The sequence below is a fragment of the Streptomyces tyrfis genome (assembly GCF_037034285.1).
Lineage (GTDB): Bacteria > Actinomycetota > Actinomycetes > Streptomycetales > Streptomycetaceae > Streptomyces.
Window position 1 is genome coordinate 26,896 of sequence record NZ_JBAGJZ010000057.1, and the last position, 22,716, is coordinate 49,611.

Annotated in this window: 18 protein-coding genes and 1 pseudogene; 7 read left to right on the top strand and 12 right to left on the bottom strand. The window is 72.3% G+C overall.

Annotation, left to right across the window (positions count from 1 at the left end; genetic code table 11):
- Positions 1–179 precede the first annotated feature (179 nt).
- Together WA762_RS31065 and WA762_RS31070 are read right to left on the bottom strand one after the other, a co-directional pair.
- On the bottom strand, positions 180–839 hold the full coding sequence (locus WA762_RS31065) for a LysE family translocator (RefSeq protein WP_335940203.1): 660 nt from the start codon (positions 837–839) through the stop codon (positions 180–182).
- Positions 840–1,196: 357 nt separating this feature from the next.
- Entirely contained in the window at positions 1,197–2,102 is a 906-nt protein-coding gene (locus WA762_RS31070) for a LysR family transcriptional regulator ArgP (protein ID WP_335940204.1), read from the bottom strand.
- 126 nt (positions 2,103–2,228) lie between these two features.
- Between WA762_RS31070 and WA762_RS31075 the strand changes: the two genes are divergently transcribed.
- The 6 genes from WA762_RS31075 to WA762_RS31100 all read left to right on the top strand — a co-directional run bounded on the left by WA762_RS31075 (position 2,229) and on the right by WA762_RS31100 (position 8,376).
- On the top strand, positions 2,229–2,873 hold the full coding sequence (locus tag WA762_RS31075; RefSeq protein ID WP_335940205.1) for a LysE/ArgO family amino acid transporter: 645 nt from the start codon (positions 2,229–2,231) through the stop codon (positions 2,871–2,873).
- A gap of 246 nt (positions 2,874–3,119) precedes the next feature.
- Entirely contained in the window at positions 3,120–3,584 is a 465-nt protein-coding gene (locus WA762_RS31080) for a hypothetical protein (protein ID WP_335940207.1), read from the top strand.
- 57 nt (positions 3,585–3,641) lie between these two features.
- A complete protein-coding gene (locus WA762_RS31085) occupies positions 3,642–4,265 on the top strand; it encodes an RraA family protein (protein WP_335940208.1) in 624 nt (207 codons plus the stop codon).
- Positions 4,266–4,541: 276 nt separating this feature from the next.
- Positions 4,542–6,071, top strand: coding sequence for a helix-turn-helix domain-containing protein (locus WA762_RS31090; protein WP_335940209.1), 1,530 nt, complete (start codon positions 4,542–4,544; stop codon positions 6,069–6,071).
- Between the two features lie 205 nt (positions 6,072–6,276).
- Entirely contained in the window at positions 6,277–7,062 is a 786-nt protein-coding gene (locus WA762_RS31095) for a CPBP family intramembrane glutamic endopeptidase (protein ID WP_335940211.1), read from the top strand.
- 291 nt (positions 7,063–7,353) lie between these two features.
- The gene (locus WA762_RS31100) at positions 7,354–8,376 is read left to right on the top strand and encodes a bacteriocin fulvocin C-related protein (protein WP_335940213.1); all 1,023 of its coding nucleotides are present in this window, start codon (positions 7,354–7,356) and stop codon (positions 8,374–8,376) included.
- A 141-nt stretch (positions 8,377–8,517) separates the two neighbouring features.
- On the opposite strand, the gene WA762_RS31105 is transcribed toward WA762_RS31100, so the two are convergent.
- Positions 8,518–9,729, bottom strand: coding sequence for a Dyp-type peroxidase (locus tag WA762_RS31105; protein ID WP_335940215.1), 1,212 nt, complete (start codon positions 9,727–9,729; stop codon positions 8,518–8,520).
- A gap of 57 nt (positions 9,730–9,786) precedes the next feature.
- Between WA762_RS31105 and WA762_RS31110 the strand changes: the two genes are divergently transcribed.
- A complete protein-coding gene (locus tag WA762_RS31110) occupies positions 9,787–11,127 on the top strand; it encodes a right-handed parallel beta-helix repeat-containing protein (protein ID WP_335940216.1) in 1,341 nt (446 codons plus the stop codon).
- A 106-nt stretch (positions 11,128–11,233) separates the two neighbouring features.
- Here WA762_RS31110 and WA762_RS31115 read toward each other — a convergent pair whose 3' ends face one another.
- The 9 genes and pseudogenes from WA762_RS31115 to WA762_RS31160 form a co-directional block, all read right to left on the bottom strand.
- On the bottom strand, positions 11,234–12,082 hold the full coding sequence (locus WA762_RS31115; protein ID WP_335940217.1) for a hypothetical protein: 849 nt from the start codon (positions 12,080–12,082) through the stop codon (positions 11,234–11,236).
- 117 nt (positions 12,083–12,199) lie between these two features.
- Positions 12,200–14,839: an SdrD B-like domain-containing protein gene (locus tag WA762_RS31120; protein ID WP_335940219.1), complete on the bottom strand. Its 2,640-nt coding sequence runs from the start codon at positions 14,837–14,839 to the stop codon at positions 12,200–12,202.
- Positions 14,840–15,471: 632 nt separating this feature from the next.
- Positions 15,472–15,996 (bottom strand): gluconokinase, encoded by a 525-nt coding sequence (locus WA762_RS31125; protein WP_335940221.1) that lies wholly within the window; start codon positions 15,994–15,996, stop codon positions 15,472–15,474.
- A 59-nt stretch (positions 15,997–16,055) separates the two neighbouring features.
- Positions 16,056–17,456, bottom strand: coding sequence for a glucose-6-phosphate dehydrogenase (locus WA762_RS31130; RefSeq protein ID WP_335940223.1), 1,401 nt, complete (start codon positions 17,454–17,456; stop codon positions 16,056–16,058).
- Positions 17,453–19,284: pseudogene (locus WA762_RS31135) on the bottom strand (glycoside hydrolase family 15 protein). Before WA762_RS31135 ends, WA762_RS31130 begins: the two are co-directional and overlap by 4 nt.
- A 70-nt stretch (positions 19,285–19,354) precedes the next feature.
- Positions 19,355–20,413 carry an NAD(P)-dependent alcohol dehydrogenase gene (locus WA762_RS31145; RefSeq protein ID WP_443080723.1) on the bottom strand — a complete coding sequence of 353 codons (1,059 nt, stop codon included), beginning with the start codon at positions 20,411–20,413 and terminating at the stop codon, positions 19,355–19,357.
- 423 nt (positions 20,414–20,836) lie between these two features.
- Positions 20,837–21,295: a universal stress protein gene (locus WA762_RS31150; protein WP_335940230.1), complete on the bottom strand. Its 459-nt coding sequence runs from the start codon at positions 21,293–21,295 to the stop codon at positions 20,837–20,839.
- Positions 21,296–21,455: 160 nt separating this feature from the next.
- A complete protein-coding gene (locus WA762_RS31155) occupies positions 21,456–22,307 on the bottom strand; it encodes a phytanoyl-CoA dioxygenase family protein (RefSeq protein ID WP_335940231.1) in 852 nt (283 codons plus the stop codon).
- Between the two features lie 19 nt (positions 22,308–22,326).
- On the bottom strand, positions 22,327–22,716 hold a 390-nt coding region (locus WA762_RS31160; protein WP_335940232.1), incomplete at its 5' end, for a hypothetical protein.

Consider the following 22,716-nt stretch of genomic DNA (forward strand, 5'->3'; position numbering starts at 1 on the left):
AGTGGCCCCACACGCACTCAACCTTCGGTGAGAAACGCTCGACTTTCCTACTGAAGGCCTTCGGCGACGCGCCGCGCGAACCATCGCTCGACGACGATCAGTCGTGCCAGCCGTTTGCGGCCGGCCGGGGTCAGGGGCGAGGGGCGCGTTGCGGTGAGCCAACCATGCATGACTTCCGATCAGGTGAACAGCGGTGCCGCCATCCAGATCGCAACTCCGATCAGGATGACGGCGAACCAATAATCGATCCATCGCTTCGACCGTTCACTGCGGAACAGGGCGGCGAGGGCCCGGCCGCCGAGCGCCCAGGCGATGAAGGCGGCGAGGTTGTTCAGCGTGAAGACAACCGTGATGACCAGCACCGTGGCGATGTCGTCGTTGGCGGACGGCGTGAGAAACTGCGTGAACATCACCGCGATGATGTAGTACGCCTTGGGGTTCAGCAGCAGGACGATCGCGCCGGCCCAGAACCCGATCCGCCGCTTTCCGACCGGTGCGGAATCCGCCGCGTCTCCTCCTTCCTCCCGAGCGGCACGAATGAACGTCACCGCCAGCCACAGCACGTAGAGGCTCCCGACCGAGCTGAGCAGCTTCGTGAGCAAGGGATGCCCAAGGATGGTGACACCCATCCCGATCCCGATCGCCACAGTCACGACGAGGGTCGTGATGTGGTAGCCGGCGAGTGCAGGCGTAGCGGCGCGCAGCCCTTTCGATGCACCGATCGCTGCGAAGAACGCGTTTCCGGGGCCCGGACTGTACGCGAGTGGGAACAAGAAGATCAGGAGCGCGATCAGCGTGTCCACGCTCATGGCTGGTGTCAGATCGGCCGAGATGTTCACGTACCGAGTTTTCGGAACGGCCCTCGCTCGTGCTGGCGGATAACGGACATCACGATGTGGCCGAACGTCGACTGCCTACCGCTCACAACACGTCACACGTCGGGGAAGGGCACTGGACGATCAGGCGTGCCCCAGGTCGCTCAAACTCCGCTGACATCGCTCGATCCTCACCGCGAGAGGTCAGCCCCGGCCCGCCGCGCCGGGGACCCCGCGTTCCGGTCGTCGTGGCCCGCGGCGCCTTTCGCCGGGAGGCCGCCGGGCAGGGGCCGGGACGAGGCGGTCCCGGCCGTCCGGGGGGTCGGCCCGGGCGCGTGGAGCGGGACAGTCCCGGATGTACAGCGGGTCGGGTACGGCAGCTCAGTCCCGGATGTACAGGGACTCGGCCGCCGCGGCGGCCACCGTCTCCGCCACGCGTGCGAGCGCCGGCACATCCAGCTTCCACTGCTGCCAGTACAGCGGCACATCCGCCCACCGCCCCGGCACCAGTTCCGTGAGGGCGCCCGCCCGCAGCAGCGGTTCGGCCTGCGGCTCCGGGACCAGGCCCCAGCCGAGACCGGCGACCACGGCGTCGCAGAACCCCTCCGACGTGGGCACGTAGTGCCGGAGCGGACCGGCCCCGGAGCCGTCGGGCGTGAGAGAGCGGACGAACCGGTCCTGGAGCGCGTCGCGCCGGTCGAAGACGATCACCGGCGCGTCGCGCAGGCGGCGTTCCAGCGGTCCGCGCGCCAGATGGCGCGCCGTGAACGCCGGACTCGCCACCGGCAGATACCGCGCCCGGCCCAAGGGGCGCACCACGCAGCCCGCCACCGGCTCGCCCGACGAGGTCACCGCCGCCATCACCTGTCCCTCGCGCAACAGCGTCGCGGTGTGCGCCTCGTCCTCGCGGTGCAGCTCGAAGCAGACGGGCGGGTCCTGCGGCACCCGGGTCAGGGCCGGCAGGAACCAGGTGGCCAGGGAGTCCGCGTTCACCGCGATGGACAGCCGGACCGGCCCCGCCCCGGCCGCGATCCCCAGCTCCGTCCGCGCGTCCCGTTCCAGGGCGGCCAGCTGACGCGCGAACCGCACCACGACCTGCCCGGACTCCGTGGCACGTACCGGCTTCGTGCGCATCAGCAGCACCCGTCCGGTGCGCTGCTCCAGCGCCTTGACCCGCTGGCTCACGGCGGAGGGCGTCACATGCAGGGCCGCGGCGGCGGCGTCGAAGGTGCCCTCGTCGACGACGGCGAGCAGCGTCCGGACCTGGTCGAGCGGCAGCTCGTTCACCCGCCCCGTCCCTTCCTTCACGAGAACCTTCCCGAGTGGCCCTCACACAGGAGCTTCACGAGAGCTAAAGCCTGATAAGAAACTTTAGCTGTACTGATGTCGTGCTGTTCCCTAGCGTCGGACGTCATGAACACCGGCATCCTCCCGGCGGCCGCCGCCGGATTCGGCACGGGCATGTCCCTCATCGTCGCCATCGGCGCGCAGAACGCGTTCGTGCTGCGCCAGGGCGCGCGCAGGCACGCCGTCCTCGCGGTGGTCGGCATCTGTGCCGTGTCCGACGCGGTCCTCATCTCCCTCGGCGTGGCCGGGCTCGGCGCCGTGGTCACCGCGTGGCCCGCCGCGCTGACCGCGGTGGGCCTGGCCGGCGGGGGTTTTCTGCTCTGCTACGGCGTCCTGGCCGCACGCCGTGCGCTGCGGCCCGTCGACGGGGACGGCGGCGACGGCGGCGGGGGGCTGTCGACGAAGGGCGCGTCGGCCGGCTCGGTGCGCACCGCGGTGCTCACCTGCCTGGCCCTGACCTGGCTCAATCCGCATGTCTACCTGGACACCGTGCTGCTGCTCGGCTCGGTCGCCGCCGACCGGGGCTCGCTGCGCTGGGTCTTCGGCCTGGGCGCGATGCTGGCGAGCGTGGCGTGGTTCGCCGGCCTCGGCTACGGCGCCCGGCTCCTCGGCGGCGTGCTGTCCCGGCCCGGCGCGTGGCGGGTGCTGGACTCCCTGGTCGCGGCCACCATGCTGGCGATGGGCGCCATGCTGCTGGCCCGCGCGCTCTGAGAACCGGCGTGCCCGGGCACCCGACCGGCCCTCCTCCGTGCTCCTCTGCAACCACGTGAGCCACCACCCGCCGACCTGCGCCGGACCGGCCTCCCGCCCGAACTGCACGTCTGAGAAACGCTGTTGCTCCCTCCGCCCGACATGCACCGGGGAGCACCGCGGCACGCACCGAGGAGCCCCGCAGCACGCACCGGGGAGCACCGCGGCACGGCGAGCGCTGTCCGCGCCCGTGGTTATGATCCCGGCATGGCAGTCCCCGAGGTCGTCCCCATCGCCCACGAGCCGGACCACCGGACCGACACCATCGGGCGCTACGCGGACGGGCAGTTCCTGGCCACGATCACCTACGCCGTTCCGGACGACGCGGGGAGACGGCTGTACGGCGCCCTCCACCTCTTCGACGCCGAGGGCCGCCACACCGCGTCCGACGTATGGTGTGCGGGCACCTGGGACGAGCAGCACGACGCGCCCCGGGACGGTGATTCGCCCCTGGCACGCGCCCGTTCGCGGATGTCCGCGCTCCTGGACGCCCTCCCCCGCCGCGCGTACGGCGACATCGCCGTACGCCCCTTCCACGTGACCTTCGACGGCGTGCTCTTCGGGCTGGTCACGGAACGCCACGGCGAGGGCGAGGGCGAGCACGACTGGGCCGAACTCCTCCCGGATCACCTGGGGTTCGGCGCACCGTGGGACGGCTGGTACGACACCTGACCCCGCACACGGGACGCGTCGCCGCCGGTGACGCGAGCACCCGAGCGAAGGAGAGACGTGAACGACCACATCACCGCGTTCGACGGCATATCCCCGACCACTCTGGCCGAACTCCTGGGCCGCGAGCAGGTCATGGACATCGGCGTCCGCCCGCTGTGGCCCTCGCCGCGCGTCGCCGGGCCGGCGTACACCGTACGGTGCCCGCCGGGCGACAACCTGATGCTGCACGCGGCCGTCTACCGCGCGGAGCCCGGCTCGGTCATCGTGGTCGAGGCGGGCGACGTGGACTACGCGCTCGCCGGGGGGAACGTCTGCGCCGTCGCCCGGCGCCGGGGCATCGCGGCCTTCGTGACCGATGGGGTGATCCGGGACCTGGCGGAGGTCCGCGAGATCGGCTTTCCCGTCTTCGCCAGGGGCGTCATGCCGGTCCCGGGCGTGAAGAAGGCCGTCGGACCGCTCGACGTGCCGGTGCGGTGCGGCGGGGTGGAGGTCCGCCCCGGCGACATCGTGGTGGCCGACGAGGAGGGCGTCGTCGTCACCCCCGGCGCCCGCCGCGAGCAGGTGCTCCGCGACGCCCGCCGGAGGCTCGCCGAGGAGGCGCGGGAGACCCTCGACAGCTGGGAGAAGGCGCACCGCGCCCGCGTCGAGGCCCTGCTCGCCCAAGACGGCTCCACGGCCTGACCCGCCTGACCCGCCCGCCCCCACCGCACCCGGCCGGACCGGGGCGGCCCGACCGTCCGGGCCGCCCCGCCCCCGCCCGGCGCCCCGTCCCCGAACGGGCGTACACCGCGCGCCCCGGCGGCGGTGAGGGCGGACCATGGAACGCACGTGCCACCCGTGCCGCGTCCCGCCCGGCGCCCGCACACGAACGGGCCGCAGCCGCGCCTGCGCACCGGAGTCACCCGAACAGCGCACCCCACCGCAAGGCTCATCTCATATCTGAGATAACCTTTCGCCATGTCAGACGATTACCTCGTACGCATCGGCAAGCTCATACGTGACGCCCGTCAACACCGTGGCTGGACACAGAGTCAGCTCGCCGAGGCGCTCGCCACGAGCCAGAGCGCCGTCAATCGCATCGAGCGCGGCAACCAGAACATCAGCCTTGAGATGATCGCGCGCATCGGCGAAGCGCTCGACAGCGAAATCGTCTCGCTCGGTTACGCCGGGCCCATGCATCTGCGGGTGGTCGGCGGCCGTCGGCTCTCGGGCGCCATCGACGTCAAGACGAGCAAGAACGCGTGCGTGGCACTGCTCTGCGCCTCACTCCTCAACAAGGGCCGTACGGTGCTGCGCCGGGTCGCCCGCATCGAGGAGGTCTACCGCCTTCTGGAGGTCCTGAACTCCATCGGCGTCCGGACCCGCTGGATCAACGACGGCGTCGACCTGGAGATCGTCCCGCCCGCCCGGCTCGACATGGACGCCATCGACGCGGACGCCGCCCGCCGGACCCGGTCCATCATCATGTTCCTGGGCCCGCTGCTCCACCGCATGGACTCCTTCAAGCTCCCGTACGCGGGCGGCTGCGACCTCGGCACTCGGACCATCGAGCCGCATATGATAGCCCTGCGCCGGTTCGGGCTGGAGATCGCCGCGACCGAGGGCCTGTACCACGCGCAGGTGGACCACTCGGTCTCCCCCGGCCGCCCCATCGTGCTGACCGAGCGCGGCGACACCGTGACCGAGAACGCGCTGCTGGCCGCCGCCCGGCACGACGGCACGACCGTCATCCGCAACGCCTCCTCCAACTACATGGTCCAGGACCTCTGCTTCTTCCTGGAGGCACTGGGCATACGCGTGGACGGCATCGGCACGACCACCTTGACCGTGCACGGCGTCCCGCAGATAGACGTGGACGTCGACTACTCCCCCTCCGAGGACCCGGTCGAGGCGATGAGCCTGCTGGCCGCCGCCGTGGTGACCCAGTCCGAACTGACGATCCGCCGGGTTCCGATCGAGTTCCTGGAGATCGAGCTCGCGGTGCTGGAGGAGATGGGCGTCGACTGCGACCGCACCACGGAGTACGTGGCCGACAACGGCCGTACCAGACTGGTCGATCTCACGGTCCGCCCCTCCAAGCTGGAGGCGCCGATCGACAAGATCCACCCCATGCCGTTCCCCGGGCTCAACATCGACAACGTGCCCTTCTTCGCCGCCATCGCCGCGACGGCGCACGGTCAGACGCTCATCCACGACTGGGTCTACGACAACCGGGCGATCTACCTCACCGACCTGAACCGCCTCGGCGGCCGCCTCCAACTCCTCGACCCCCACCGGGTCCTGGTCGAGGGTCCGACCCGCTGGCGCGCCGCCGAGATGATGTGCCCACCCGCGCTCCGCCCCGCCGTGGTCGTCCTGCTCGCCATGATGGCGGCCGAGGGCACGTCCGTGCTGCGCAACGTCTATGTCATCAACCGCGGTTACGAGGAACTCGCGGAGCGTCTCAACTCCGTGGGCGCGCAGATCGAGATCTTCCGCGACATCTGATCGGCACAGGCCGCCGCCCGTTCCGAACCAGCCACATCGCCGGTTGGCAACGGGGCGGCGGCTTGGGCGAGCCGGGCCTTGGCATCCGGGGGCAGTTGGAAGTCCCGGAGCGCCTCTGGTTCACATGCAAAGGCACCGGCCCCGGAGAGACGAGGCCGGATCGGACGTCGCATGCCCCGGACACGTCCTGGGATGATCCAGGATCATGCCCAGGTTCTTCGCGCTGTTGTTCGCGCTGTCCCTGCCGTTCTGGGCGGCCGGGACCGTCTTCGGCAGCCCTGACTGGCTGCCCATGGGCATGCCGGTGAGTGCCTTTCAGTTCGTCCTGCCGTTCGTCGTGGCATCGATATGCAGTTGGCGGGACGATGGAGTGCGCGGTCTGACGGCGCTGCTGAGGAGGACCTTCTCCCTCCCCGGTCGCGGGCAGCGCGTCTGGTGGGCGCCCGTCATCCTGCTGGTGCCCGTCACCATGCTGCTGTCGTACGGGGTGTTGGCGCTGGCCGGTGTGCCGCTCGACGGGCCGCATGAGCCGCTCACGGCGGTCCCCGTGCTCCTCGCCCTGTACGCCGTCGCCGCCGTCTTCGAGGAGGCGGGGTGGATGGGCTATGTCCTCCGGCCCCTGCAAGAGCGGTGGGGGGCTCTCGGCGGCGGTGTGGTCCTGGGGGTGGTGTGGGCGCTGTGGCACGTCGTGGCGTATGTGCAGAGTGCCCACACCGCGTTGTGGATCGCGGGCCAGTGCCTGAGCACGGTGGCGCTCCGCGTCCTCATGGTCCGGCTGTTCCAGCGGACCGGCCGAGCCGTGCTCCCGGCGGTCGTCGTCCACACCCTGATCAATGTCGCTCAGTCGGTGTTCCCGGATTACCCCGGACGCTCCCTCGCCGCCGTCGCGTTCGGCCTCGTCACCGCCGCCACGGCCACGCTCGTGACCCTCGTGCGCAGGCCTGGGGATCTTCTCCCCGCCTGCGACGCGGCACATGACGACCGCGTATGAGGGGCGCGGCGGCGGGCGCGGGCGTGGGGACGGGTGCGCATGTGCGGGCATGAGGGGCATGCCCGCCGTCACAGGGTGAAAGTGTCTTGAACTCCCCTTTCTTCTGCCAGAGGTGCGCGGGACAGTGGCGTACTGTCCGAGCGCGGCCGCCGTCCCCCCACCATCTGCGATCTCACCGCCGCGTGGTCCTTCCGGAAGGGTCACGTCCCGTCAGCGCGGGTCGGCGCCCGCGATGCGCCTCGGTCCGGTCGTCCCGGTGGCTGCCTCCCCCGACGAACGAGAGGGCAGGAAATGCAGTCCACAGCACGATGGATCCTGGCGTTCGACTCGTCCTGCGGAACGTGTACGACGGTGTCGTCCGCCGTCGCCCGGGCCAGCGGGGACAAGCTGGAAGTGCTGCCGCTGACCGATGCGGCCGTCCGGCGGTGGCGCCAGGAGGCGCTCGGCGCCGACCCCGCGTGGGCGCCGACCCTGCTGCGGGTGGCCGATGGCGCGGCGCGTGCCTGGACCGGGCCCCGGATGGCCCCGCGGCTGGTGCGGCGGCTCGGGCCGCGGGCGACCGGTCGCGTGCTCGTCGCCCTGGGCGAGCTGCGCCGCGCGGCCCGCGCCGGGCAGCCGCTCGCCGCCGCGGACGGCGTCGCAGTGCCGGAACGGGAACGGGGCCGCTCGCGCATGAGCCGCAAGCACTTCCTGCTGCTGGCGAGCGGCGCCGGTGCGGCCATCGGCATGACGGTGGCGGGCCGGACTCCGGCGTTCGCGCGCTCGGCGCAGACGGAGGCCCGGTCCTGGGTGGCCGCACACCGCGGCGCGCTGCCGCGCACCTACGCCGCGATCGCGCCGCTGCCCTCGGCCGTGCGGCAGGCGGTGCTGGTGGAGCTCTCCCCCGCCGAACGCAGCCGGGTGTGGACCGAGCACCTGGAGAACTTCCGGGCCGCGCATCCGGCGCTGACCGCCCAGCAGAGCCGGGTGGTGCGGGAGGCGCTGGACCTCGCGGGCTCCGAAGCCACGTTCGCCGGTGGCGAGCCGGAGCCGGGCTCCGGGCTGCAACGCCGTGTCTCCGCCGTGGAGACGGCGGCGAAGGAGGCGTTCGGCATGGCGGACAGCGCCGCCCTCCTGGTCACCCTCGGCCCTGCCGACACCGCCCCGGCCGCGCGAGACGAGGCGGCGGCCCGGCTGGCCACGTGCAACTGCAGCACCACCTCGGTGTGGTGCACGGTGTGGGAGGGTCCGCACTGCCAGTGCTGTTTCTGCAGTACGACGTCGGGCTGCGGCTTTCTGGGCATGTACCAGTGCAACGGGACCTGCACCAAATGATGTTCGGGGGTGTCGGCGGGTCGGCGACGGCTCCCCGTCCCGGGGGCGCCCCGTGACCTCCTCGTCTCCGTCACGCCGTGCGGCGCCCCCGGGTCCGGGGCGCGCGGCACGCGTTCCGGCCGGAGGGGGCCGAGGCGGGCTTCATGCCCAGAGCTGTTCTCCGAGCGTCCCGGCGGGCGCGGCGCCGGGCAGGACGTAGGCCACGGCCGAGGCCCGGTGCTGGAGGAAGGGGTTCAGGGCGTCGCGGGCGGCCAGGCGGTCCTGGACGCGGGTGAACTGGGCGGGGTCGCGCATGAAGGCGCAGAAGAGCAGGCCGCGGTCGGTCGGGCCGTCGTCGTAGCTGTAGCTGCGGCGGAGCATGCGGGCGCCGCCGTCGAAGCGGGGGCTGGCGAGACGCACATGGGCGGTGGCGGGGATGACGTAGGAGCCGTCGGGGTTCTTGGCGTAGATGTCCGGCTCGTCGTGCTCGGCGGTGCCGCTGAGGGGGACGCCGTCGCGGGCGCGGCGGCCGATCACCCGGTCGTGCTCGCTCTCGGAAAGAGCCGCGAAGCCGGTGACGTCCATGCGGATCCTGCGGTAGACCAGGACGGTGCCGTTCCGGTGGGCTCCGGTCGGGCCCCAGACCCACCGCTCGGCCGCCGCGTGATCGGGGTTGGCGATGCCGTCCTTGGAGCCGAACAGGTTGCGAGGGGTGGTGCCCGGAGGCGTGTGGGGCAGGAAGCCGGACTGGGTCCAGCGCGGTACGGCGCCGGCGGCCCGCGCGGCCGTGGCGGCGAGTTCGGCGACGACGGTGAGCGTCCAGCGGTCGGCCGCGCACAGCTGGACCAGCAGATCGCCGTCGCTGCGGCGCGGGTCGAGACGGTCGCCGGGGAAGGACGGCAACTCGCCGAAGGAAGCCGGAACATCGAGGCCGAGCCGGGCCGCGAGGGCGGGGCCGACGCCGACCAGGGAGGTGAGCCGGGACGCGCCGCCGCTCTGGAGGCGCGGGTCCGGCGGGGCGGCGGAGGCCGCGGCGGCGAGCGTGCGGGTCAGCGCGCCGAGGACGGCGCGCAGGGTCTTCCGGTCGGTGGCGGCGGAGGCCTTCGGGAGGTCGAAGGAGAGCAGATGCGTCGCCGGCTGCTGGGGCGCCGTGACGCCCGCCTGCCGGGCGCCGTGGAAGGGGATCGCGGCCTCGGCCGCCGGGGCGCCGGTGGTGGCACGGCCGGCTGTCCGGTCGTCCCTCACCAGTTCGTCGGCCGCCGCGCCGATCCCGGCGGCGAGGACCGCCCCGCCGGCGAGCAGGGCCCGACGCCGCCCGAAACGGGTTGCCGCGGGTCTGGATGAATCCTGCGCATTTCCCTGTTCGGTGGGCATACGCCTATTGGAGACGATAAAACAACTGCCATGCAAATCCTGTCTGCAGAAGGCCTGTTGGCGCGTAGAGCGGTTCCGGCGGCGGTGTTCCGGGCGGCGCTGCGGCTGTCGGCGCCGCTCGTCGCGGTCGCGCTGGCGGCCACCGGCTGCTCCGGTACAAAATCGACGTCCGCCGATGCGCGGCATCCGGCGGGGAGCGTGTTGCGCGTTCCACAGGACTACCGCACGGTGCAGCAGGCCGTGGACGCCGCGCGCGAGGGCGAGACGGTGCTGGTCGGCCCGGGTGTGTACCGGGAGAGCGTACGCGTCACCAAGCCCCGGGTGGTGCTGCGCGGCACGGACCGCGACGCGGTGGTCTTCGACGGCGGTGTGCGGCTGGCCAACGGCATCACCGTGACCGGCGCCGGCTCGGTGGTCGAGAACCTCACCGTGCACGGCTACCTCGCCAACGGTGTGCTGTTCACCGGTGTCACCGACGAGCGGCTGCAACAGCGCGGCGCCGGCGGGTCCGCGTACGACCCGCTGGACACCACCCGCTTCCCTCCCGTCCGGGGCTTCCGCGCGACCCGGGTGACGGCGTACAACAACGGCCTGTACGGCATCTACGCCTTTGACGCGCGCAACGGCGTGATCGAGGACTCCTACGCCTCCGGGCACGCCGACTCGGGCATCTACGTCGGCCAGTGCAAGCCCTGCGCCACCGTCGTCCGCGGCAACACGGTGGAGCGCAACGCGGTCGGCATCGAACTGACCAATGCCTCGGACGACCTGTCGGTGCTGGGCAACCTCGTCGCCCGCAACCGGGTCGGCGTCACGGTCAACTCCAACGACCTGGAGGCCCTCGCCCCGCAGCACGGCGCGTTGATCGCGGGCAACGTGGTCGTCGACAACAACGCCGCCGACACGCCCGAACAGGCGGACGGGGGCTTCGGCATCGGCATCGGCATCGGCGGGGGCACGGGGAACCGCGTCCAGCGCAATCTGGTCCGGGGCAACCGGGCGGCCGGGGTCATCGTCACCGACCCGCCGGGGCATCCGGCGAGCGGCAATCGCGTCGAGGGCAACTACGCCACCGGCAATGGCGCCGACCTCGTGCTGGCCTCGGCCGACCCCGGGAACTGCTTCGCGGGCAACCGGCCCGCCACCCAGAGCCCGGACGGCCTGGAGGGCCGCGCGGGCTGCGGCGGCGGCCGCCGGGGCGCGCCGCCCACCGGCCGGGCGGCGCCGGTGCAGGCCCCGCCCGGGGTGCCGTTCAGCCGGGTACCGGCCCCGCCCGCCCAGCCGTCCATGCCGGACCCGACGACCCCGGGCAGCCCGGCGACCGGCCTGCCGGGGGTCGTGGACGCGGCCGCGTACCCGCTCCCGGAGAAGGCGGACGCCGTGCCGCACTCGCGCTGAGCGCGGCGCCCCGGGGCCGCGCCGCACGCTCGACCTGCTGATTCGTAAAGCCGGTTGAGAACGTCCTCCCGCGACCACGCCGGCCGCGGCGCAGGGCGCGGAGGTCTCAGCCGGTCTTCCACGGCGCCTCGGGGAGCTTCGCGCGGCCGTCGCGCCCGGAGAACTCCACGGTGGTCGGGGTCCCCAGGCCCGGCATCCGCATCGTCACCCGTCGCAGGCCGCCGTCGCCGTCGACCCAGTACGTCAGCGGCGACCGCCCGCCGTCGGACCCGGCCCGGGGCGTGGCGCCCTGGGCTCGCGGTCCGGCGAACCGGTCGTAGTCGCGGCCGTCGATGCGCCCGGGCTCCAGCCGGCGGGCCCCGGACTGTGCGAGCAACAGCGGGTTGTCGGGGCGGTCCGCGCCGAGCTCGATCAGCAGTTGGAGCCCGGCGTCCAGGGGATCGGTCGTATAGGAGCGCGCGGACCAGCCCGAGCGCGGGATGTGCTCGGCCCGCTGCCAGGGCGGGCCGGTGTCGCCCTCCGGCGCGGGGGCCAGGCCGAGGCCGCCGGTGTCCCAGACGATCAGGCCGCGGTCGAGCTGCCCGGCGGCGGGTCCGGAAGCTTCGGAGGGCCTGGCGGGTTCGGAGGCCCCGGCGGCGCCGGTGACCTGATAACTCCCCACGGCCCGACGGGTCCGGTAGTCCACCACCCCCTCGACCCGCACCACCACTCCGCCGCCCTCGGTGGCGGTGAGGCTGATCGCCACGGGACTGGCCTGGTACAGATTCAGCCGGGACAGCGCCAGCCTGGACGCCTCCTCCATCGTCACCGGCCGCTCGGCGGTGGAGTCGTCGGAGAGGGTCCGGTAGGCGGCCAGGCCGCCCGCCGCGGCGCCGCACACCGCGAGCGCGATCAGTGTTCTGAGCCGGCGGGTCCGACGCGGCGTACGGCCGCCGGTCTTCCTCTTCCGAGCCATGCAGTCGCCTTCTCTCGTGGGTCGGTCACACAGGAGGGCGGGTTCGCGAACCGCTGGTCCGCGAACCCGCCCGATCCGGCCCGGAGGATCACCCGCGCCGGTCGCCCCGTTCCGGGGCTAGTGGTGCGGTGCCCTTCGCCTGCGCATCAGTACGACCAGCGCCGCACCGAGGGCGGTGAGCGCGGCGCAGCCGGCCAGGGCCAGCGGCACCATCCCGCTCGTGCCGGTGGCCGCCAGGCCCGAGTTGGGCACATGGCCCGGCGCGCCCGGTGCGCCCGGTGCGCCCGGCGCCCCCGGTTTGCCCGGCGTTTCCGGTGCCGGCGTCGTCGGTGTCGGCGTCGGAGTGGGGCCGGGCAGCCGCTGGTTGACCGCGGTCACCGAGACCCCCTCGTCGAGGTTGTCGGAGGTCAGCACCAGCGGTCCGAACACCGCCACGTCGGGCACGGCGTACCCTTCGGGCGGGCTGACCTCCTGCCAGTAGTACGTTCCCGGCGCGCCGGCGCCCTGGCAGATGCCGTCGGTCCCGGTCAGGCAGGGCTTGTCGACCGGCGTGTCCGGCTCCGGCCCGGTGGTCTGCAGGCCGTCGGAGCCGTTCGTCTCCTTCCACAGCTGGAACTTCGCCTTGGCCAGCGGTTTTCCGTCCTGGTCGTGCTTGACCAGGCGCAGCGCGCCTTCCTGTTGTCGGAAGCCGAAGTCGTAGGTGTGGTCGTTCTCCCCGGGCCCGCCGGTGGTGAGCGCCCGCTCCGGGAACTTCGCGTCGCGCGGGACGATGCCCTTGGAGTCGATGAAGTGGTTGTCACCGACATCCGCGTCCGTGGGGACCCACTGGTGGAGCGGGCCGCCCTCGGCGTAGTCGGCCGGATTGTCGAGGCGGATGGTGTACTTGGTCCTCGGCTTCAGGCCGCCGGTGACATTGGAGTCGTCGAAGTAGTACTCGCCGCGCGCCGTCGTCTCGGTCGTGCCGACGAGCTTGCCCGATTCGTCGTACAGGTGGACGGTCGCACCCACGACCGGGCGCTGGCCCGGGTTCTGGATGCCCTTGCGCTCGGGGTCGTACCAGACCCGGTTGCCGATCTGGAGCGGTGCCTGGTCGCAGAGCACCTCCAGGTCGCCCATCGAGGCGCCCTTGCCGAACGGGGCCGCAGTCCCCGGCGGGTTGAGGCGCAGGCCGAACTTCGGATCCTGCGCGCCATCACGCTGGAGGAACGACGTGCCGTAACCGTAGGCGGTGTGGTTGGGGTCGAAGGCGGAGGTCGCGATGGTGTTCTCGACCTTGGAGAACGCCATCCCGGCGAACGCCGTGTTGCGGTGACCGCCCCAGCTGGTGTCGAAGAACCGGGTGCCCCGAGGGGACAGCCCGCAGCCGTTGTTGGTGTCCATCACGTACTCGCCGTTCGCCGGGCAGGCCTTGTTCAGGTCACCGCCCGACATGACGACGGCGACGGAGTTCGGCGCGGGAGCGCCCGGCCCGCGGTCGCCGAAGCGGTCGCGGAAGGCCAGCAGCATCGAGCCGTCGGTCTCGAAGGCGATCTCGCCCAACTCCGGTTCGGGGTTGGCGATGGTGGAGTTGCCACACGGACGGCCGTTCTGCGAGTCCGGGTAGGTGCTCGTCCACGGGAACCAGCCCGCGCCGTCGCACGGGCCACCGCCGACCGTCGAACCGCGCGGGTAGTCCAGCGGCTGGTTCAGCACGGCCTCCCGGAAGGCGCCGGTGCCGAGGTCGAAGGGCAGAACCACCGCGCGCAGGTCCGAGACCTTCCCGGTGGACTCGCCGGAGCACACCCCGCCGAGGTAGCCGGTGCCGTGGTGCAGACCGAGGCCGAAGGGGCGCCAGTCCCCCGCCGCCGGGCAGCCCGGGTCCGGGATCGTGTGGACGGCCTCGGGCGCCGCCGCGGTCGCCTGCGTGGCGTCGTAGCGGTAGAGCTTGCGGTCGTTGAGGTTGACGACGAACAGGTCCTTGCCGTCGTCAGTGATCTTGATGCCGCCCAGACTCTCCTTGCCGGGCACGTCGAGGAACGCGTCATCGGTACCCGGGCCGTGCGCCGTCGTCCCCGCGCCCGGGACGACGGTGAAGAGGGAGGTCTTCTTCCGCGCGGGGTCGGTCACGTAGATCGCCCCGGCGCCGCCGGGACCGTAGTCCGTGCCGCGTTTGGCCAGCGCCGAGGAGAACACCCGCTTGTCGGCCCTGTTCCACGCGATGCCGAACAGCGTGCCGGTCTCGGCGTTGGTGGCGATGTCCGTGACGTTGACGTCGACGCCGTCTTGGCCGCGCGCGTCGTACGGGAAGGAGACCAGCGTGCGCTGGGTCCCGCCCTCGCGCGTGGTGGGCTGACAGCTCGTCATCAGGGGTGCGTTCTTCTGGCAGTAGTCGCCCGGACTCCACAGCCCGGTGGTGTACGCCACGCTCTTTCCGTCGGAGAGGTCGACGAACTCCTCGTTGCTGCTCAGCTGGTTGGGCGCGCCGTCCAGTCCCTGGCGCGAGGCGAAGGCCGGGTACAGCACGCCCGGCTTCGGATTCACCACCTGTACGCGGTATTTACCGCTGGTGGCCTCGCCCGCCGCCGGAGTCAGCGTCACGGTCCCGTCGGCCGCCGTGACCCCCTCGACGCCGGCCCCGGCGTCGTCGGTGAGGGTCACCTTGACGCCCGCGATGCCCGGTTCCAGCGCGGGCGTCCATACCCCGCTGGTGTCCACGGCCCGGATCACCCGGACCGTCACCGATCCGTCTCCCGTCTGCGAGTACGCCGTGGGCGCCATGGCTAACGCCCCGCCGCCGATTCCTAGGCCGAGCGCGAGCACGCAGCCGACGCTGCGGCGACCGAGCGCGCCCAGACCCCGCTGACGCGGTCCGGGCACGGCTCTCTTCGCTCGTTCATGTGTAGATGTCATCCCCTGCTCTCAGCGTTCAGAAGGGCCTGAGGCCCTGCCCGTGAGGGAGTGCATAAAGATGCGGAGAACCGCCTTTTCAGCGATCTTAAAGGGGATTTGGGCAAGATCGTGAGGGAATGGAGAACTCGGTCTCCATCAACTTCGGCTCCCGTGATCACCGCCGGATCCATACCGTCGAGATCGCCCCCTCATCCCGCGGCCGCCGGTCCGTCCCCGGCCATGGACCGGGCCAAGTCTCCTACGTCCTAAGGGCTGTCCCGTAATCCGTGGTGGATCAGCGTGCGGCGTCAGATGCGGTGCATCGCAAGGCGGAGGGGCGCCCGCATACGGGACGTATGCGGGCGTTCCGACAACGCCGCGAGGCGCCGCAGCTGTCGTCGCACGCCCGCCAGGGATTACGGGACAGCCCTTAGCCTCGTTCGGCCACACGCACGCGGGTTCGACGGGGCGCGGCGGCACCGCCGATGCCGCCGTCGCCGTTCGTCGGGCGTCGGGGGTGCTCACCGGTGGGGCAGCAGCTTCATGGCCGCTTCCGCGAGCGTCTCGGGGGCCGGGGTCGCGTCCAGCGCGACTCCGCGTTCGTCCGGTTCGAGTGGTTCGAGCTCGGCGAGCTGGGAGTCGAGCAGCAGTGTCGGCATGAAGTGGCCGGTGCGGTGGCCCATGCGCCGCGCCACCAGGGCGCGTTCGGCCGTGAGATGGAGGAAGAAGGCGGCCGGGCAGGTCGCTCGGAGCGTGTCCCGGTAGCGTCGCTTGAGGGCGGAGCAGGCGACGACTCCGCCGGTGCCCGCCGCGTCGCGTTCGCGGAGCCAGCGGCCGATGGACTCCAGCCAGGGCCGACGGTTCGCGTCGTCGAGCGGGATACCGGCCGACATTCTGGCGATGCCGGCCGGCGAGTGGAAGTCGTCCGCTTCCGCGAGGGGGACGCCCAGCCGCTCGGCGAGCAGCCGGGCCACCGTGGTCTTGCCCGTGCCGGAGACCCCCATGACCACGACGCACGGGGAACGGCGCTCGGTGCCGGGGGACATCGCGGGTGCTCTCCTCCTTCGGTCGGGCTCGGCGGGCGCGGTACGGCCCCCGCGGGCGATCAGGCCGGGTCCTCCTCGCCGCGCCGGCCGTCCGTCCGGCTCCGGCGCGGGGGCGGTCCCGCCGAGCCGGCCGGGTACTCCTCCAGTGGTACGACGTCCCTCTCCCACGCGGAGAGCACGGGTTCCAGGAACCGCCACGCCTCCTCGGCCTCGTCGCCGCGGATGGACAGGGCGGGGTCGCCGTTCAGGACGTCCAGCAGGAGCCGGCCGTACGCGGGCAGGCCCTGGGGGTCCATTCGCGCGGTCAGCGAGAGCGGGGTGAGCTCATGGGCGTGGGAACCGATGCCCGTCAGTTCCAACGCCAGCCCCTCCGGCTCGAGTTCGAAGCGGAGCACGTTGGGGCGGGCCTCGCCGCTGTGGCCGAAGGGCAGGTGGGGCACGGGACGGAAGTGGACCGCGACCTCCTTGCGGTCCGCCCCGAGCGCCTTGCCGCTGCGGAGCCGGAACGTCGTTCCGGCCCACCGCCGGCTGTCCAGTTCCAGTTCCACCTCGGCGAAGGTCTCGGTACGGCGCTGCGGGCCCACACCGTCCTCGTCGGCGTAGGCGGGGACGTCGCGGTCGCCGATCCGGCCGGACAGGTAGCGCGCGCGACGCGTGCGGCGCACGACGTCGGCCTCGGTCAGGGGGCGCACGGACCGCAGCACGTCGACCTTCCGGTCGCGCAGGTCCCGTTCGCCGAGCGTGACCGGCGGTTCCATGGCGACCAGGCAGAGCAGTTGCAGGAGGTGGTTCTGGAGCATGTCCTTGAGCGCGCCGACGTGGTCGTAGTAGCCGGCCCTGCCCTCCAGTGCGAGGGTCTCGTCCCAGACGATCTCCACCTCGGCGATGTGGGTGCTGTTCCAGATCGGCTCCAGCACACGGTTGGCGAGGCGGCTGCCGAGCACGTTCTGCACGGTCGTCATGGCCAGGAAGTGGTCGACGCGGAACACCGCCTGCTCCGGCACGAGTTCGGCGAGCAGCCGGTTCAGCTCCCGTGCGCCGGCCAGGTCCTCGCCGAACGGCTTCTCCAGCACGATCCGGCTGCCCGTCGGCAGACCCGCCCGGTGCAGTGCGGTGACCGCGTGGGGGAAGAGCCCCGGGGGCAGGGCGAGGTAGACCGCGACGGGTCCCTCGCCGGCGACGGCGGCGGCGACGTCGGCGGGGTCGGTGACGTCGGCCCGCAGATAGCGGGCCGAGGCCGTGATCGCCTCCTTCGCGCCGGGCGGACAGGGCCCGCCGTGCCGGTCGAGCTGGGCGGCGACCCATTCCCGGTACCGCCCGGTGTCCCAGTCCTCCCGGCTCGCGCCGGTCAGCTCCAGGTCGTCGAGTCGGCCCGCCGCCCGCAGCGCGGCCAGCGCCGGCAGCAGATAGCGTGCGGTGAGATCCCCTGTCGCGCCGAAGACGGCAAGCCGGTTGATCATCCTCGCCCGCCTGCCTTCGCTCGGGCGAGGTTCACGCCGCTGGCGATGACCCCGATGTGACTGAAGGCCTGGGGGAAGTTGCCCATGAACTCTCCTGTGGACGGGTCGATCTGCTCGGGCAGCAGCCCCAGTGGGCTGGCCCGGGCGCACAACGAGGCGTACAGCTCTTCGGCCTCTCCGATCCGGCCCTGGCCGATCAGGTTGTCGACCAGCCAGAAGCTGCACAGGAGGAAGGCGCCCTCGTCGCCGGGCAGGCCGTCGGGGGACTCCTCGTGCAGATAGCGGTAGAGCAGGCCGTCGCCCGCCGAGAGGCGTTCGGCGACGGCCGCGGTGGTCGCCGCCATCCGCGGGTGGTCGACCGGCAGCACCTGGCGCAGCGGGAGCGCGAGCAGGCCGGCGTCCAGGACGCCGCCGCCGTCCAGGTGCGCGCTGAGGGTCCGCGCCTCCTCGTCCCAGGACTGTTCGAGGATGAGCCTGCGCAGCCGTTCGGCCGAGGCTCGCCACCGGGTGTCGCTCCGGGGCAGCCCGAGCCGCTCACTGATCTGCGCGGCGCGGTCCAAGGCCACCTGGCACAGCCCGGCCGAGTACGTGAACACCCGGCCCTCGCTGCGCACCTCCCAGATTCCCTGGTCCGGCTGGAGCCAGGCCCGCCCCGCGGCGTCGGCCAGCTCGGCCAGGCCGGCCCACAGCGCGGGCTGGATCTCGCCGCCGGAACGCAGCCACTGGTCGGCGCAGTCCAGGATCTCGCCGTACACGTCGTGCTGGCGCTGGTCGGCCGCGCCGTTGCCCCAGCGCACCGGGGCGGAGCTCCGGTAACCCGCCAACTCGCCGTCCTCGACCTCGGCCGGCACCAGGCCGCCCCGGACGTCGTACATGATCCGGGGCCGCCGGCTGTACTCGAAGGCGTCGAGGACCCAGCCGAGGAAGGCGTCGGCCTCGCCGCGGAAGCCGATGCGGCGCAGGGCGAACACGGCGAACGCGGCGTCGCGGATCCAGGCGTAGCGGTAGTCCCAGTTGCGGACTCCGCCGATCGGCGCGGGCAGCGAGGAGGTGGGGGCCGCGACCAGCGAGCCGTTGGCCCAGTCGTCGCACAGTTTGAGCGTGATCGCGGCGCGTCTGACCAGGGGCTCGTCGGGGCCGTCGTAGGCGAAGTGCCGCATCCAGCGACGCCACGCGTCGGCGGTGCCCCGCAGCATCGCGTCGGTGTCGAACCGGTGGTGGCGGTGGAAGCGGCCCCAGGACAGCACGAGAGGTCGAGGCGGTCGCCCTGCCGGAGGTCGTGGACGGTGCGCAGGCCGGTCAGGGGGCGGTTGGACCGCAGGTGGAGCCGCAGGTCGCCGCGCCGGGACGGTCGCAGCTCCAGGCCGCTGAACAACGCCCGCACGTGCGCACCGCCGCGGGGCTCCAGTTCGGCCCGCAGGCGGACGTTCCCGGACAGCACGACCGCCGAACGCACGAGCTCGCTCCGGTGGGCCGGCGCGTCGTCGGTGAGGTCGGCCCCGGAGCGCAGGGCCAGGGCGTCGGTGACGCGTACCAGGCCGGTGGGGCCGCGCAGTTCGGTCGTCAGTACGCCGGTGTCCGGCTCATAGCGCTGCCGCGCCTCCACCAGGTCCTCCGGCGCCAGGGTGAAGTGCCCGCCCCGGGTGTGATCCAGCAGGCCGCAGAACAGGGGGTCGGCGTCGAACCGGGGCAGGCACATCCACGGGATGGAGCCGTCCAGGCCGACCAGCGCGGCGGTCGCGCCGTCCCCGATGAGGCCGAGGTCCTCCAGCGGCAGGTAGCCCGCCCGCCTGCGGACGGGCCGGAACGGTGGATCGGGATCGTGCATGCCGCCTCGTCTCCGCAGCGCCGAATTCGACCGGGTGCCTCAGAAAGTCACGCCTCTGACGAAAGGACGATCAGAAGGCGACCATCACTTTCACGACGTCTTCGAGTTTCTTGTCCGACACCTCGAAGGCCCGTTCCATGTCGTCGAAGCGGAATTCGTGGGTCGTCATGTGCGACGGATCGACGCGCTTCGTCTCCAGCACCCGCAGAAGTCGCTCCATGCGGAGTCTGCCCCCGGGGCACAGTCCCGTCGTGATCGTCTTGTCGGCCATGCCGACGCCCCATTCGACGCGCGGGATACGCACGAATTCGCCTTCGCCGAAATAGCCGGTGTTGGAGATCGTGCCGCCCGGCCTGGTGACCTTGATCGCGGTCTGGAACGTCACGTCCGCGCCGAGTGCCTCGATGGCGGTGTCCACGCCCTGCCCGTGGGTCAGGTCGAGGATGCGCCGCACGACGTCCTCCCGGCCGAAGTCCACGATCTCGTCCGCGCCGTACGTCCGCGCGAGCTCCTGGCGGCGGGGAACGGATTCGACCCCGATGACGAGACCGGCGCCGCGCAGCCGGGCCCCCGCCGTCGCCATCAGACCGACCGGTCCCTGGGCGAGGACGGCCACGGTTCCGCCCATCGGGATGTGTCCGTTCTCGGCGCCCATGAATCCGGTGGAGAGCATGTCGGCGCAGTAGACCGCCGCCGCGTCGGAGATGCCATCGGGGATCTTCGCGAGATTGGCGTCGGCGTCGTTCACGTGAAAGCAGTCGGCGAACACCCCGTCCTTGGAATTCGCGAACTTGAATCCTCCGAGCGGTGCGCCGGACTGCGAGGGGTGGCCGTTCTGGGAGGCCAGGTCGCCCCAGTCGGGAGTGATGGCGCCGACCAGCACGCGGTCGCCTGGCCGGAAGTCCTTCACCTCGCTCCCCACGGCGTCCACGACGCCCACGGCCTCGTGCCCGAGCGTCAGGTTCTCCCGGGGGCCGATGCCGCCCTGGACGGTATGGGAGTCGGAGGTGCAGATCAGGGCGCGGGTCGTGCGCACGACGGCGTCGCCCGGGCCCGGCCGCGGAACCGGCTTCTCCATGAAGCCGACACGCCCGATCTCCTTCATCACGAATGCCTTCAACTGCTCCACACCTTCTGTCGGCGCACCGCGGTCACCGGAACGGAGACACGGAGACCATCCGGAACCGGGCCGGTTCCCTCCCCGCCGGGTGGGCGGGCGGCGCCGGTCGCGCGGCTGCTGCTGCCACACTTCAGGGAATCGTGTCGGGCCGCGATCCGGCCGCACGGGCGGCAACGCTTTCCAGTGAAAACAGGGGGCTGCTCGGCGGAGACGGATTCTCCGCCCGGCGGCGGTGTCGGCGCCGTACGGCGGCATCCTCGTCCGGGCGCGCTCGGCGCCGCACGGCACCGGACGCACGACATCGAACGTACGGCACCGAACCGCTGCTGGACCCCGCCCGGCTGTCGCACGCTCACGGTCCGCCGTCGGACCTCGTCGTCCGCCGTTCGCGCTCACCGCCCGCCGCCGGAGCGGCCGGTCCGCCGTCCGGGCTCATTCCCCGCCGTCGCGGACCACGACGACCGGGCAGGTCGCGTGCTGGGCGCAGTGCTGGGCCACCGAGCCCAGCAGCAGCCCCGAGAAGCCCCCGAGGCCCCGGCTGCCGACCACGAGCAGGGACGCGCCGCGGGCCGCGTCGAGCAGCACGCCGGCGGGGGTGCCGTAGCGTGCGTCGGCGCGGACCTCCACCGGTGGCCGCGGTCCCGCGACCTCCTCGACGGCCTGCATGACCGCGTTGCGTGCCCGGCTCTCCAGCACGGCCTCGTCGCCGCTCGTCGGGGGCAGCCAGCCGAGCGCGCCGTGGAACTGCGGCAAGTCCCACGCCGTCACCGCCTCCACCACGCCGTGGGTGGCCTCCGCCTGCCGCAGGGCCCAGCGCAGGGCCTGTTTCGACGAGTCCGAGCCGTCCACCCCGACCACGATGCGGGGCGTCTCCTCGCGCCGGTCAGCCACGGTTCCTCCTCGACTCGACGGTGGAGGGGACCGTACGGGTCCGTGATCCGCCGCCACCGGGCTCGGCCTCCAGCCTCGGGCCGACCGCACCGTAAGCCCAGCCCAGCGGGTCCGGACGGGGGGGCGGGGCCCTGTCAGGGGGCTCGTTCGGGCGTCGTCGTCACAGGGTGTCGGTTCCGACCGCGGCGAGCGGGGTGGTGTCGCGGCTGACCAGGAACTCCGGACGGGTCAGCCGTTCGGGGGCGTTGCTCACGGCGTTGTAGGTGACCAGCAGCATGGCCCGGCGGTCGGCGGAGTGATTGTCGGAGGACGCGTGGACGATCGTCGGGTGGAAGGCGTAGAGGGTGCCCGCCGGACCCGTCACCAGGGTGGTGCCCATCTCCTGGGCGAGGTCCTCGGCCAGCTTGTCGGGGACGGTGTGCTCCAGATCCGCCGAGACGTGCTTGCGCCAGTCCCCGCCTCCCCCGCCGGGCGTCGGGTCCGGGCCCGCGCCGACCAGGCCCTGGCGGTGGCTTCCCGGGATGATGCGCAGGGGGCCGTTCGTCCGGTGGACCTCGTCGAGAAGGATCGCGATGTTGACCGCCTTGTCCGCGGGCATCCCGTCCTCCCGGCTCCAGAACGCGAAGTCCTGGTGCCAGGGCCAGGCGGCGCCCTCGCCGGGCTGCTTCATGTTGACCTTGAACTGGTAGACGTAGACGGGCTCCCCGAGCAGTTCCTCGGCAAGGCCCAGGAGCGCGGGCATCCGGACGAGTCGGCGGCAGACGTCGTCGAAGAGGTGGCATCCGTGGATACCGCGCACCGTCCGGCCGTCCTTCTCGTACACGACTTCGGGCCGCTCCTGGACGCTCAGGGCCTCCACCCGGGCGGTGACCCGGGCGATCACGTCCTGGTCCAGGGCCTCCGGAGCCAGGAACCAGCCTTCCCGCTCATAGCGGTCCTTGATGCTCTCCGGCGTTTGAATCGAGTAGGTCACGGCCGCCTCCCGGCGTATGGGCTTGGACGGTGTGGTCATCGGGCGCACGCCTCGGGGGTCAGGCGGTGTGTCCGTTCGTGGACGGCACGGTGTGTCCATTCGTGGACGGGGCGGCGGGGCCGGCCGGAAGCCTGACCGGCTTTCTCCGCACCCTGGTGAACGCGCGCGGCGAACTCATGGAGTTCAGGGGGAGTTCCGGATGTTCGCAGACGGTGCGCAGCAGTGCGACGAACCTCTCGACGAGGTCCTTGATCGTGGCGTGGTCGAAGAGGTCGACGCTGTAACGGAGTTCGCCGATGACACCCTCGCATTCCCCTTCCGGGGACTTCTGCTCGGTCAGCCCCATCCACATGTCGAAGCGCACGACGGGGAAGTCGACGGGGTGCTCCGCGCAGTGGACGCCGGGCAGCCGAAGGGTCTCGCCCGACTCGTTCAGCATGAGCATCAT